Origin of the sequence: Faecalibacterium prausnitzii (assembly GCF_019967995.1) — a bacterium.
In the GTDB taxonomy this organism is placed as follows: domain Bacteria; phylum Bacillota; class Clostridia; order Oscillospirales; family Ruminococcaceae; genus Faecalibacterium; species Faecalibacterium prausnitzii_E.
This window is the reverse complement of sequence record NZ_CP065377.1, coordinates 572,574-586,771: the sequence shown is the minus strand read 5'-3', so window position 1 is coordinate 586,771 and position 14,198 is coordinate 572,574. Positions and strand designations below refer to the sequence as shown.

General features: G+C 58.6%; 10 protein-coding genes. 8 read left to right on the top strand and 2 right to left on the bottom strand.

What is annotated here, in order from left to right:
• Window positions 1–7: 7 nt before the first annotated feature.
• Complete coding sequence (glpK, locus tag I5P96_RS02840; RefSeq protein ID WP_118554001.1) at window positions 8–1,504, bottom strand: glycerol kinase GlpK; 1,497 nt, start codon at window positions 1,502–1,504, stop codon at window positions 8–10.
• 309 nt (window positions 1,505–1,813) lie between these two features.
• Here glpK and I5P96_RS02835 point away from each other — a divergent pair, with 309 nt between their 5' ends.
• The 8 genes from I5P96_RS02835 to I5P96_RS02800 all read left to right on the top strand — a co-directional run bounded on the left by I5P96_RS02835 (window position 1,814) and on the right by I5P96_RS02800 (window position 12,193).
• Entirely contained in the window at window positions 1,814–2,974 is a 1,161-nt protein-coding gene (locus I5P96_RS02835) for a hypothetical protein (protein ID WP_223383007.1), read from the top strand.
• A gap of 1 nt (window position 2,975) precedes the next feature.
• A complete protein-coding gene (locus I5P96_RS02830) occupies window positions 2,976–4,031 on the top strand; it encodes a glycoside hydrolase family 55 protein (RefSeq protein ID WP_223383006.1) in 1,056 nt (351 codons plus the stop codon).
• 244 nt (window positions 4,032–4,275) lie between these two features.
• Window positions 4,276–5,490 (top strand): glycosyltransferase, encoded by a 1,215-nt coding sequence (locus tag I5P96_RS02825; protein WP_223383004.1) that lies wholly within the window; start codon window positions 4,276–4,278, stop codon window positions 5,488–5,490.
• A 51-nt stretch (window positions 5,491–5,541) separates the two neighbouring features.
• Window positions 5,542–6,732, top strand: coding sequence for a CDP-glycerol glycerophosphotransferase family protein (locus I5P96_RS02820; RefSeq protein ID WP_223383003.1), 1,191 nt, complete (start codon window positions 5,542–5,544; stop codon window positions 6,730–6,732).
• A gap of 49 nt (window positions 6,733–6,781) precedes the next feature.
• A complete protein-coding gene (locus tag I5P96_RS02815; RefSeq protein ID WP_118554004.1) occupies window positions 6,782–8,167 on the top strand; it encodes an O-antigen ligase family protein in 1,386 nt (461 codons plus the stop codon).
• Window positions 8,121–9,470, top strand: coding sequence for a hypothetical protein (locus I5P96_RS02810; RefSeq protein WP_223383002.1), 1,350 nt, complete (start codon window positions 8,121–8,123; stop codon window positions 9,468–9,470). The genes I5P96_RS02815 and I5P96_RS02810 overlap by 47 nt, the downstream gene beginning before the upstream one ends.
• Window positions 9,467–11,293: a diguanylate cyclase domain-containing protein gene (locus I5P96_RS02805; RefSeq protein WP_223383000.1), complete on the top strand. Its 1,827-nt coding sequence runs from the start codon at window positions 9,467–9,469 to the stop codon at window positions 11,291–11,293. The genes I5P96_RS02810 and I5P96_RS02805 overlap by 4 nt, the downstream gene beginning before the upstream one ends.
• A gap of 3 nt (window positions 11,294–11,296) precedes the next feature.
• Window positions 11,297–12,193, top strand: coding sequence for a metallophosphoesterase (locus I5P96_RS02800; RefSeq protein WP_223382998.1), 897 nt, complete (start codon window positions 11,297–11,299; stop codon window positions 12,191–12,193).
• Window positions 12,194–12,285: 92 nt separating this feature from the next.
• On the opposite strand, the gene I5P96_RS02795 is transcribed toward I5P96_RS02800, so the two are convergent.
• On the bottom strand, window positions 12,286–14,196 hold the full coding sequence (locus tag I5P96_RS02795) for a hypothetical protein (RefSeq protein ID WP_223382997.1): 1,911 nt from the start codon (window positions 14,194–14,196) through the stop codon (window positions 12,286–12,288).
• Window positions 14,197–14,198 lie beyond the last annotated feature (2 nt).

Below are 14,198 nucleotides of genomic sequence, written 5' to 3'. Positions count from 1 at the left end.
TCCCGCTTCACTCTTCATCCAGCGCCCAATGATACGCACACCGCACGGCCTTGTTCCAGCCCTTGATGCGCCTGGTGCGCTCCTCGGCCGAGATATCCGGCAGGAAGGTGCGGTCCACCGACCAGTTCCGGACCACCTCGTCGGTGGACTGCCAGTAGCCCACGGCCAGACCGGCAAGGTAGGCCGCGCCGAGAGCGGTCGTTTCCACGCAGCAGGGGCGCTCCACCGGCAGGCTGCTGATGTCGGCCATGGTCTGCATCAGGTAGTTGTTGGCGCAGGCACCGCCGTCCACCTTCAGGGCCTTCATGGCGATGCCGGAGTCGGCCTCCATGGCGTGGAGGACATCGTTCACCTGATAGCACAGGCTGTCCAGTGTCGCACGGATGATGTGATTTTTGTTGCAGCCGCGGGTCAGGCCAACGATGGTTCCGCGGGCGTACTGATCCCAGTGGGGCGCACCGAGGCCGGTGAAGGCGGGCACCACATAACAGCCGTTGGTGTCCTTCACCTTCCGGGCCATATACTCGGAGTCGCGGGCTTCTTCCAGCAGCCGCAGCTCGTCCCGCAGCCACTGGATGGCCGCACCGGCCACGAAGATGGAACCTTCCAGCGCATAATTCACGCTTTTTCCGCTGCTGCACGCAATGGTCGTGACAAGGCCGTTTTTCGAGACGACCGGCGTTTTGCCGGTGTTCATCAGCAGAAAGCCGCCGGTGCCGAAGGTGTTCTTCGCCTCACCCGCCGAAAAGCAGGTCTGCCCGAAGAGCGCAGCCTGCTGGTCGCCCGCTGCACCTGCAATTTTGATGCCCGAACCAAAGTGCATCGGGTCGGCCTCCGCGTAGAAGCAGCTGGACGGCATGGGCGTGGGCAGCATACAGCGCGGGATGTTCAGCTCCCGCAGGATATCCTCATCCCACTCCAGCGTGTGGATGTTGAACAGCATCGTGCGGCTGGCGTTGGTGTAGTCGGTCACATGGACCCGGCCGCAGGTCAGCTTCCAGATGAGCCAGGTCTCCACCGTGCCGAACAGCAGCCGCCCGGCCTCGGCCTTTTCCCGCGCGCCGGGCACGTTGTCCAGGATCCATTTCAGTTTGGTGGCGGAGAAATATGCGTCAATGACCAGGCCTGTCTTTGCCCGGAAGGTCTCGGTCAGGCCCCGCGCCTTGAGTTCGTCGCAGTAGGCGCTGGTGCGGCGGCACTGCCAGACGATGGCATGATAGACCGGCTCCCCGGTCTCACGGTCCCAGACGATGGTGGTCTCGCGCTGGTTCGTGATGCCGATGGCCGCGATATCCGACGCGCTGGCCCCGATCTGGTTCATGGCCGAGAGCGCCACGCCCAGCTGCGTGGTCCAGATCTCGTTTGCGTCATGCTCCACCCAGCCCGGCTTCGGGAAATACTGGGTGAACTCTTTCTGAGCCACGCTGCACATCTCGCCCGCCTTGTTGAACAGGATGCAGCGGTTCGAGGTCGTCCCGGCATCCAGCGCCATGATATAGTTCATATCCACGTTCCTTTCTTACACTGCATCCCTTGGGCTTCCTGGTCGTGTCTGTGTGGTTGTATTATAACGCACCATCCGCGCGATTGCAACGCACCTGAACCCACGCTACAAAATCTTCAAATTTCGTCTTGACAACTTGCCGTTGTTGATTTATACTGTTTTCACACATAAACGCAGCCATTTCACAACTAAAAGGAGGTAAATCGAATGGATCATTCCCCTTAGCGTCGTTTTCCCTGCACAGGGCAGCGTTCTGCTTTTTCCTGTTCCTGCTTGCACTCGATTCACTTTACAGATGGGAGGTTTTCTATGATCGAACAACAAATCACGCTCTGCTCCAACGGCCGCGCCGTCCTTTCGGGCTATTCCGGCGGGCTGCTGCTTGGCTACGCGCACAACACCGGCGTCTATCGGCTGCGGGTCGTCTGCTCCGGCGAGTGGGATGGGACCACCGTTGCAGCGTTCTGGCATCTGCCCGGTCCGGCCGGGCCGCTGACCACTCTTGTGGCCGACGGGGCCGTCGAGGTGCCTGCCCTCGTCACCGCGCAGGGCGGCAGCGGGACCGTCACCTTTGAAGGCTCCGACGGCACCCGCACCGTGACCAGCGCCAGCGTCCCCTACAGGGTGCTGAGCAACTCCGGCACCACGGACCCAACCCTGCCCGAACCGGGCACCCCGGCGTGGCAGCAGTTTTTGCAGCAGGTCAAGCGGGAGCTTCGCAACGCCGCATCCGGCCTGTCCGACGAGGAGCGCGGGCTCATCCTTGCGCTGTTCCGCCACGCCGTCTACGACAACGGCGAGATGCTGCCCCACTACAACGCACTGGCTGCACTCTGGAGCGGCAGCAGCCTGCCCGATGTCCCGCCCACGCCCAGCCAGCCGGACACACCAAATCCCCCCAACAACGGCCTGCCGACGCCGCGCTATAAACTGGCGGCTCAGAAGACCTTTGTGCCGGCCAACAAAGAATGGATCGACACGGGAATCAAGCCGTTCGCAGCCATCGACACCGGCATGGATCTGACGGTGTACGCCACCTTTACGGTGGCTGACCGTGCAGTTAATACGGTGACAACGTTGCTTGATTGCTTCAGCGATATCACCAACGATCAGAGAGGCATCATCGTTTCAACATGGACCAACGGAACCGTTGGCATGAACATGTTCACCTACGGCAGTCACTTTGTCAAGATCGAATCCGGGAAGAAACTGAAGTTTCTGCTCCAGATCAAGGGGACGCAGTTCCGATTTCTGTCATACGGTTCCATGACCGAATGGAAGAACATCCCGAACTATGCCGCGAACAAGACCGTGGATCGTTCGCTGATCCTTGGTGCTTCGTGGACCGCCGCCTCAGGCGAAACTACGGACGGCAAGGCACGTTTCTTCAATGGCACGGTGTACGACTTCCAGGTATTCGACACGGCGCTGACCGACACACAGATTACGACCCTGATGGAGGCAAACTGATATGGTATACGACCTGAATGGCACCCCCCTGAGCACAGGCGGCGGCAGCGGAATGCTGAACGTGCTGGATCACGGCTTCAAAGGGGACGGCACCACCGACAACCTGGCCGCGTTCAACGCGCTCATCGCCGCGCACCCGGCTGAGACGCTGTATTTCCCGAAGGGCGTGTATGCGTTTTCCGGCAAGCTGGTATTCGACCAGTGCTACATGGAACTGGACAACGCCGAGCTGAAATGCACGGCCAGCACCAAGGTGGACCGGTTCATCGAGATCCGCGGCAAGATGTACCCGCCCGAAACGCCCCAGCAGGACATGTTCATCCGGGGCAACGGCAAGGTCAACGCGAACTTCAAGGCAGATGACTGCATCGCCGTGGCACGGCAGAAATGCACTCTGTTGGACCATATCTCCATCCAGAACTTCCAGCGGTACGGCATCTGCGGCAAGTTCAACGACTCGTCTATGACCACCAGTGACGGTCAGACGGAAGCGAACCTCTCGTATGAGCTGATGGTGCGCAACTGTATGATCGAGTCTTCTCTGGACTACCCGAACGCCGTAGGCATTTATGACACCGGCGATTCGATGTACAGCGACACCGTCATCCTGAACGTGAAGACGGCGCTCTCGTGCAACGGCAGCAGCATCTTCCACAACATTCACGCCTGGTGCTTCGATTTCAACTACAGCGACAACGACACCAAAAAGGCCCTGTTGGAGAACACCGTCTTCGCATACATCCGGGGCAACGGCCCCCGCTTCTCGGACTGCTACATCGACACCTACCAGAAGGGGTTCCAGTTCGGCTCCGGCCAGTATGTCGTTTACATCACGAATCTCAAATGGTACGTTGCTTCCAATACCTGGCCCACCGGCCTGACGGCCTACGTCTTCCCGGCCAGCCCCGCAGGCAAGACGATGTACAAGGTCTTCAATGCGGACATCAACGGTTCGGGCGTGACCAAGTTCAGCGATGTGGACCTGAGCACACAGACGAACTGCCGCTGGTACGGCATCGTGCACAACCTGAGCGACGCGCCGAGTACGCTGCAATAAATTTTTGAACGCACTTTACGATCTTTGACCGAATATCCACCCCTGACGAACCGTGGGCGCGGAAGATGCCATTCCGCCGCTCACGGTTTTTTGCGGTTTTGGGCCGTTTGCCCCGCCAAATTGCGATGATTTTTTGAATACATATTGCAGAAAAAGAGGGATGATGCTATTATTAAACTGTTTATACATACCTATTATGTGGGAATCCTCCGATTCTACTTTTCGCAACGAAAGGCTGGACCCTGTGAAGATCTTATTCGTCAATAAATTTCTCTACCCCCGCGGCGGTGCAGAGACTTACTTCCTCAAGATCGGCGAGGAGCTGACCCGCCTGGGCCACGAGGTCGAATATTTTGGCATGTACGACGAAAAAAACACCGTCGGCAATGCCCTGCACCTCGCCACCACCAATATGGATTTCCACAACGCCGGGCCGGAAAAGCTGCTCTACCCCTTCCGCATCCTCTACTCGTCTGAGGCAAAACGGAAGCTGAAGCAGGTCATCGGGCAGTTCCAGCCCGACCTCATCCATTTCAACAACATCAATTTCCAGTTGACGCCCTCGGTCATCTGCGCCGGGGCGGAATGCGGGGTGCCCATGGTGCAGACGGTGCACGATGTGCAGATGCTCTGCCCCAACCACATGATGATGGAGTTCAACTCCAAAAAGCTCTGCGAAGCCTGCATGGGCAAAAAGAGCAAGTGGCCCTGCGTGAAAAAGCGTTGCATCCACGGCTCGCTGCCCAAGAGCCTCATTGGTGCCGTGGAGGGCACCCTTTACGAGTGCAATCACGTCTACGACAAGATCGACCGCTTCATCTGCCCCAGTGCATTTCTGGAGAAGAAGCTCCTCACCGTCCCCCGCTTCCGGGGCAAGACGGTGATGCTGCACAACTTTCTGAGCCGGGTCGCTGCGGCTGCCCCTGCCGAAAAGGGGGATTATGTCCTCTACTTCGGCCGCCTCTCGGAGGAAAAGGGCATCGACCGCATCCTCGAAGCCTGCAAGCTGCTGCCGGACATTCCCTTCGTCATCGCGGGCAGCGGCCCCATGGAGGATCTGTGCAAAAACTGCACCCTGCCCAATGTGAAGTACGTCGGCTTCCAGACCGGCAAAGCGCTCGAAGACCTCGTGGCCGGGGCGCTGTTCACCCTGCACCTGTCCATTTGGTACGAAAACTGCCCGCTGGCTCTGCTGGAATCCCAGTCCCTCGGCACCCCGGTGCTCTGCAACCGGATCGGCGGCATCCCGGAACTGGTGGAAGAGGGCCGCACCGGCATCCTGAACGACACCTTCACCCCGGCCGCCTACGCAGAAAAGATCCGGGCACTCTATGCAGACAAGTCCCTGCTGGCCGAGATGTCGGCCCACTGCATCCAGAAGAAAGACCGTATGATGACGCTGGAGCGCTACTGCGACCAGCTGCTGGCCCTGTATGACGATGTGGTGAAGAACGCCTGATGAATTGGAATTTTTTCTGTATTATCAACCGAATGTAAAGGAACGACGTCTATGAACGATCTGCTGCGAAAGACCCGGCGCGCCTTCCATCTGCTGCGGGAACTCCTGAAATATGAAACTGCCACCTGCTGTGCTGCCGTTCTGAAGTGCTGGAACAAGGATTACCGGCATGTCTGGCTCGTCTCCGAGCGGGGCCGCGAAGCGCGGGACAACGGCTACCACATCTTTGCCTACCTGAACCGGGAGCATCCTGAATTGAACAGCTGGTTCGTGGCAGACCCCACCCTGCCGGACTATGAGCGGGTGCAGGCGCTGGGCCGGGTCGTGCCCTACCGCAGCTGGAAGCACTATCTGCTCTGCGCCGCATCGGAAATGAAGATCAGCACCCATGTGCTGGGCTACACCCCGGAGATCGACAGCTACTACATGCTCGACAAGCTCCATGTGGTCCATGGCCCCCGCGCCTTTTTGCAGCATGGGGTCATCATCGACGACATGAAATGGTATCACTACCCCAACATCCGCACCGACCTTTTCGTCTGCTCCCTGCAAAAAGAACGGGATTTTGTAGAATCTGCCTATCATTATCCAGCCGGTATTGTCAAACGGCTGGGTCTGTGCCGGTTTGACGCCCTGCTGCGCCCCCACGAGACCAAGCGCCAGCTGCTGCTGATGCCCACCTGGCGCACCTACGCCATCGAGCGGAAGACCCAGGCCGAGTTTGAGCAGAGCGACTATTTCCGGCACTGGCAGGACGTCATCTCCAGCCCGGAGCTGGAGGCGCTGCTGGAGAAGCACGGCTATGAGGCCGTCTTCTACCCTCATTTCGAGGTGCAGCGTTTTCTGAGCAGCTTCCACACCGCCAACCCGCGGGTGAAGATCGCGGCGCTGGGTCAGGCCGATGTGCAGACCCTTCTGATGGAATCCGCCGTCATGGTCAGCGATTTTTCCAGCGTACAGTTCGATTTTGCCTATATGAAAAAGCCCCTCCTCTATTACCAGTTCGATGAGGCACAGTATTGGGGCGTACACCACGACGTCGGCTACTTCAGCTACCGGGACGACGGCTTCGGGCCTGTGGTCACCGAGCAGGCAGCGCTCTTCCGGGAGCTGGACCGCGCTCTGGCCCAGAACGGCATGATATCCCCCTTCTACGCAAAGCGTGTGGACGCACTGTTCGACCAGGTGGATGACCAGAACTGTGCCCGCAACTATCAGGCCATCGTGGAGCTTTTGAACTGAACGAACGCGAAGAGCCGCGGCTTGCCCGCAGGCTCGCACAGGAGGGCAGATGCAAAGTTTTATAAAACTACTCTTTGGGGGATATGGCAGCGGAAACTGGGAGTATCTTGCGCAGCATGGAGGAACACAATTCCTGAAGCGGAAATCGGCGCAGCGGCCGTTCTGGCTGCCGCTGCTCTACATTGCCATGATGGGCATCGGGTTCTGGTACCGCGGCATGGGCCTGCCCTGGTTCATGAAGTACCTGGTGCAGGCCGCCGTGGTCGGCCTGGCCGCCTGTTTTCTGCTCATCACCGGAGACTTCAACCGATTGCCCCTCATCGAGGAATATTACATCATCTTTCTCATCCCCTTTGTGATGATGGCGGCGTGGTCCATGCTTGTCTGGTCGCTGGATTTCCAGCAGCTGAACTACATGTCCCGCGGGTGTTCCACCATCCTCTACCACATGATCTCGCTTACCTCGATGTGCGCAGCAGTGTATCTGTTCGGCGGCAAAGCCATCGACTACACCTTCTACGGCATGTGCATCGCCAATGTTTGCATCCTGGTGTTCGACAGCCTCCGGCCTTACGGCCTGAGCGAGTTCATCACTGGCTTCATCGCCTTTGCCAAATCCGGCGGCGTAGACACCAATGCGCCCATCAAAGCGCTGGAAGTCCACGACCTGACCTTCGGGTTCGGTCTGATGGTCCTCTATTACGCCCTCTTTGAAAAAGGTTGGCGGCGGGTCGTCCATCTCACACTGGCGGCGGGCTTCTTCTATCTGGGTCTCAAGCGCATCGCCCTCATCGGTATGCTCGGCGTGCTGGTGATGCACCTGTTCATCACCCGGCTCAAGCCCAAGGGGCAGAACTTTGTGCTCCATTCCATCTCCATCTTCGCCATCGCCGCCTGCCTGTTCTACGTCTTCTTCATCTGGTCGGGCCTGTTCAGCTGGACGGTGGACACCCTGGGCATCGACACCATGGGCCGCAAGGGCCTGTACGAAGCCTTCACCGACCTGTATTCCTTCAGCCCTACGTTCCGCGGCTACGGCATCGGCTGGGTCACGCGGTATATCAGCATCATGAACGCAGCGGGCATCGGCGTCTTTGGCACCCACGACTTCGGCGGGATGCACAACGACCTTGTGACCATGTACATTGAGCTTGGCTTCTGGGGCTTTTCCTTCTGGATCTGGCTCAGCTGGCAGGGCAAGGTCGTCTGGTGCCAGAAGCAGTACGGCACCGAGACCGCTTTCCTGCTGTTGTACTGCACCATTTATGCGTTTGTGACCTACGCGACCGACAACACCGCCTTTTACTGCTATATGAACACGATCTTCATGCTGCTGCCCATCGGCCACGCCATGAAGCTGCTGGATCGAAACGAGGTGATCTACAACCATGCCATCTCCCAAAACAAACCAACCGAACCGCCCGCAAAAAAGTAAGTTCTGGGCGCTGGTCGAACTTCTCTTCCAGGGGCTGTGGAAGCACCGCCTCCTCTACCTGGCCCTCATCCTTCTGGTGATGTGCTCCACCAGCTTCGTGATGTACCACCTGAAAGCCCGCACCGCAAAGATGATGATCGCCCTGAACTACGAGGAAGCCACCAGAGGGCTTTACCCCAACAACACCCGGTTCAACATCTCGCTCATCAAATCGGACGACGTGCTGGACCGCGCCATCGCGAAGGCCGGCCTCGAAGGCCAGGTCACCGCGCAGGATATGGCTGAAAACATCACGGCCTGGGCTTCCAACGTCAACGGAATGCAGCTGCCTTCCGACACCACGAGCTATAAGATCGCCACCACCTACACCATCACCTACGAAAAGAACGACGAGATCGGCCCCCGCATCTCGGCCAGAGATATGCTCGGCTTGATCATCGCGTCCTACAAAGAGGCCTTCTACGAGGACTATACCTACGTCGAGATGGGCATCTCCCCCGATTGGTCCGAGTGCGACAAGCAGGAGTACATGGAGATCGGCTCCTTCTTTGATAAGGAGTGCCAGAAGCTCCACCGCTTCCTGAACACCAACGCCAAGGAGAACGGCACCTTCCGCTCCGAACTCACCGGCGAAACCTTCACCTCTCTGCGCCAGATGGTGGACAATTTCACCAGCATCGACCTTGAAAAATACGATTCCTATGTTTTGCAGAGCGGCCTCTCCAAAAACCGGGAACGCTACATCAGCAAGCTGGAATACCAGAACTTTCTGAAAAACATCAGCTACCAGAAACTCATGGCTGAATACCAGAACCGCCTGCACACCATCGAGATCTACGATTCGGCCCTGACTGCCGTTGTTCTGATCCCCACGCTGGACACCCAGAACAACTTCTATATGTCCCGCACCAAGGTCGCCATTGACTACCAGGCCTCGGCAGCCGAGAGCGCCAACGACTCCGCCAACGATACGATGGCCATCATCCAGAAAAACGAATACGCCATCCGCCAGATGAATGCCCAGACGGCCAATACGCCTTCCAGCGTTGCGACCGCCGAGAGCATGATCCAGGATATGAAGCAGAAGCTGGAGAACCTTATCGAGACCTCCCGGATCCTCAACAAGGAATACATCCGCTACAAGACCAAAAACTACCTGACCATCAGTTTCGAGAAACGTTCCCTGGCCGACGAGCTGAGCATCAAGTGGATGATCCTGACCGGCGGCGTCACGTTCTGTGCACTCTGCGCCTGGGTCCTCGCCAAGAGCAAAGTCATCCGCGATAAGGACAAAACGAAATGAAAAGCTTTAACATCATCCGATATCTGAAAAAATGGTGGCCGCTCATCGCGCTGATGTCGTTCTGTGCGGGTGTGTTCTTCATGCGCTATGCCACCAGCAATCAGGCCTATACGGCGCAGTCCATCATCAAATACAACTACTCCCAGGCCGAGGACGGCAAGACCCCCAGCGGCGGCGAACTGGATGTTTCGGAGATCTTCTCTTCCTCCGTCGTCAAGCAGGCTATTGAAAATCTGGACCTGACCGTCAACGTGGATACCATCCGCTCCGGCGGCACGGTCACCCCCATCGTGCCCGACGATGTGGCCAAGACCCAGGCGGCCAAAATTGAAAAAGGTGAGGACGTGGAGGAATACCAATCCACCGAATACCTCGTCACGCTCTCGCTCAGCAGCAATTACAACACCGAGTACGCCCGCACCATGCTGGATGAGATCCTGAGCTGCTACTTTGCCAGCTTCGGCGAAAAATACGTGGACTATTACACCATCCCCAACAATGCCTCTGCGCTGGACGGCCATGGCTACGACTACCTCGAACAGGCGGAGATCCTGAAAAACACCGTTTCCGAGATCTCCTCCAACCTCATCAACTGCCAGAAATCGCACCCAGAGTTCATCTCTTCCCACACCGGGATGTCTCTCTCGGACCTGCTCGATGAGTACAACTACGTCGGCGACGTTGAGATCCCCTATCTCTTCTCCGAGATTTTGGGCGGCAAGCTGACGCAGAACCGGGAAGTCCTGCTCAAAAAATACCAGGAGCGCTACAACACCTACATCATGGACGGCGATGTGGACACCGAGAAGGTCGCCGCCGTACTGGAAGTCATCCAGAGCTACGGCAACAAGAACAAGGACGGCTCCCTCTACTATCAAAGAGGAGCCCGGACCGGCACCGAGGATGACGCCGGCGGCTTCGTGCTGAGCGAGGTCTACGAGTATGACACCAAAGTAGACCGCACCACCGTCTACGACACCCTCATCAGCGACTACGTGACGATCCTGAACCGCAAGTCCAACAACGTCATCGACGCTGCCTACTGCCAGTATATCATCGACGTGTTCCAGGATGCAGCCGACTCCACGGATGTTTCCAGCGAGAACAAGGCCTTCTCCCAGCAGTCTGTGGAGCAGGAGATCGACGCCCTGCAGAGTCAGCTGAACTCCCTGTATGAGAGCCTCTCCATCACCATGAAGGAGTACAATGAATACTGCGGCGCGGTCAATCTGGGCGTTCTGGCCAGCACCACGGTCAGCGAGAAGATCAACGTCAAGCTGTATATCCTGCTGGGCGTTGCGGTCTTCTTCATCCTGGGCGTCTGCGGCGCCATCCTGCTGGGCCGTATCCAGGACTTTGTGGAATACCTGTTCTTCACCGAGCAGTCGCTGGATATGCCCAACCGCACCGCCTGTGATCTGTTCATCCGGAACAACAGTAGCCGCGTCCTGCCGGACGATACCGTTTGTGTGGTGGTGGAGCTGACCAACCTGAGCCAGATCAACACCGCCTACGGCCGCGAACGCGGCAACGCGATGCTGGACCAGTTTGCCGGCTTCCTGAAGGAAGCCTCGGCCACCTGCGGCACCGTCTATTACAACGGCGGCCAGCAGTTCATCGGCTTCTTCGACCAGTGCCGGATGGAGGACGCCGAGAGCTTTGCCGATTACTTCCACCGCCTCATCGCGGCCTACAACGCCGAGAGCACCGAGGCGACCTACGAATACGCCATCGGCATTTCGGAGAGCAAGGCCAACAATGCCTATTCCATCCGCGCACTGCTGCGTGAGGCAATGCGCTCTAAAACCAGACAGGAGGGATAATCTTTGGCTTCTCATTACGCACCCCGCAAGGCCCGTTTCGGCCCTTTGAAAAAAATCGTCCTGGGCATCTTTCAGTTCGTGTTGGGGCTGGCGGTGCTGCTGGCGGCCCTGTGGGGCATCTTCACCCTTATTGCAAAGCATCAGAGCTTCGTCGAGAGCTACTATCAGGTCCAGTCCGACAAGCTGACCTCGAACGTCCGGGTCGTGCAGCTGTCCGATCTGCATCTGCATGAGTTCGGCGACCACAATGCGGAGCTGATCGAGCGGATCACCGCGCTCAAACCGGACATCATCGCCATCACCGGCGACATGAACGACAAGCTGGTGGACGACTATTCCGTCGTCACCGACCTGTGCACCGAGCTGGTCAAGATCGCGCCGGTGTACTACGTGCCCGGCAACCACGAATGGCCCAAGATCGTTTTTCACAACTCCCCCATCGGGACAGATCTGGAGGCCATCGGCGTCCACTTCCTGGCAGACGAGACTGAGACGCTGGAGGTCAACGGCAACACCATCGCCATCGGCGGCGTGGCCGAAGCACCCGCTTCCTACGAGCGGTACGCCAGTGCATATTTCGAGAGTTTTGAGCAGCTGGATGCCTTCAAGCTGCTGCTGGTCCACTACCCGGAATATTTTCTGGAGGATGGCTTCTTCTCTGACGTGCCGGTCGATCTGGCGCTCTGCGGCCACACCCACGGCGGGATGATCCGCATCCCCGGCATCGGCGGGCTTTACACGCCGGATCAGGGCTTCCTGCCCACGCTGACCGCGGGGCTGCATCAGATCGGCGACACCTCCCTCATCATCAGCCGCGGTCTGGGCGACGGCAAGGGTACGCCGGTCCCCCGCATCAACAATCCGCCGGAGCTGGTCATCGTGGACATCAACTGGTTCTGAGAACGTTCTATCCTGCCAAATGGCAGCAAAACGCCCCCTGGTATCGTAGCGATACCAGGGGGCGTTCCTGTTTTCCTTCTACTTCAAAGTGTTCAGAACTTGAACAGATTCACGATGCGCTCCCACAGGCGGGTGAAGAAGCTGCCCTCCTGGGTGGTGGTCTCGGCCACAGCCGTATTCTCGGCGGCGGCCACGGTCTCACCGGTCTTGTAGATGAACTTCACGTTGGAAGAAGCGCCTTCCGGTGCACCGGCGAAGCTGGTGTAGTTTTCCAGGCGGCTGGTCATCTCGTCCAGGACCGTCTTCAGGGCGTGGATCTGGTCGGTGTCCAGCGAGCCGGTCAGCTTGGAGATGCCCTCCTCGTTGAACTGGACCAGGCCATCGCTCAGCTGGGTGGCACCGTCGGTCAGCTGGCTGACGCCATTGTTCAGGGTGTTCACGCCATCGTAAAGGGTCTTGCTGCCGGAGGCCAGCTGGGCGCTGCCGTCCTTGGCAGAGTGGGCACCGTCGGCCGCAGTGGCGACACCGCTGGTGTACTGGTTGACGCTGGAAACGAAGTACTGGATCTGGCTCAGGCTGGTCTTCAGAGCGCGGACGCTGGCGATATCGTCGCTGTTCTCGGCCTGCAGCTTGAGCTCCTCGTGGGCGATCTGCTGGGCGTCGGCATTGGTCAGCAGCTGCACCAGACCGCAGATCATGGAGGGGTCGTAGTTCTGCATCAGGCGGAGGGCTGCTTCCAGATCATGATTGGTCTTGGTCGCGGAGAGGTAGAGGGCCAGGTCGAGCTGACTGTCCTTGAAGCTGGGGGCCTGCTCCCAGATGGTGCGGACCATCTTCTTGCGGGCAGCGGCCAGCGTCTTGTCGTTCATGGTCAGGACTTCGTCGATGACGGCTTCATAGTTGTCCCAGGTCATGGGGGTGTCGATGAGGCCGCCCTCCATCAGGGTCTTGTTTGCGGAAGCCAGAACGCCGTCGGCCACCTGCTGGGCACCGGCATTCAGGGCGGCATTGTTGGAGGTCAGGGTGTCGAGGCCGTTGGTCAGCTGGCCGAGGCCGTTGTCCAGCGCGGCAACACCGGTCTTCAGCTGGGATGCACCATCCAGCAGAGCCAGCGTACCGCCGGCCAGCTGCGAGACGCCGTCTTCCAGCTGAGACGCACCGTCCATGAGCTGGCTCATGGCGTCGTTCAGCTGCTGGATGCCGTCGGTCAGCTCGTTGATGCTGTCAAGATCAAAGACATTGTCCGTGCCCAGCGCATCGGGGCTGGTGGCTGCGGCCAGCATGATCTGCGGAGCTGCCAGATTTTCCACATCGGCTTCCACAGTCACGCTGTCCTGCAAATAATCTTCCACCGTGGACAGGTCCTTCGGCAGCAGACCGGACAGCGAATCCTTCACGCCGGGCAGGGTGACGAACGCGGCCACGTTGCTCTTGGCGGCAGACTCAATCACGCCGTGCTCAGCGGTCACATTGGAGGCGTCCTCCCCAAAGATGACGCCCACCGCCGTGATGAGCGGGGTGACGATGGTGCGGTCGGTGCCGTTGACATTCACGGTGCCGGTCTCGTTGTTGGTCAGGTCGATTTGAATGGTCAGGTGGCCGCTCTTGCCCATCAGGTTCTCCAGGCTGTCGGTCACGCCGTCCAGCGTATAGGTGACTTTGGCCGAGATGGGCAGGTCACGGTCGGTGGTCCCTTTATAATAGACGTCGGTGTCGTCGGTGTTCCAGACCAGTTTTTCGCCGTCCTGGGTGAAGGCGGCATCGCTCTCGGTGTTCTGGATGTCGGTCAGGGAAGAAACATCGGTCACACCAGACAGGCCGTTGGCGTTGTACAGATGCTCGCTGACGCTGGTGCTCTTGATGGAGCCATCGGCGTTCATGACGGCGTAGACGTTCTCAGACTTGGCAAAATCGGACTTGCCTGCGGCAAAGGCAGGCATCGTCATGCTGGCGGCGAGAGTCAGCGCCAGCGCCGCACTGGCGAAACGAAGCGATTTCTTCATGG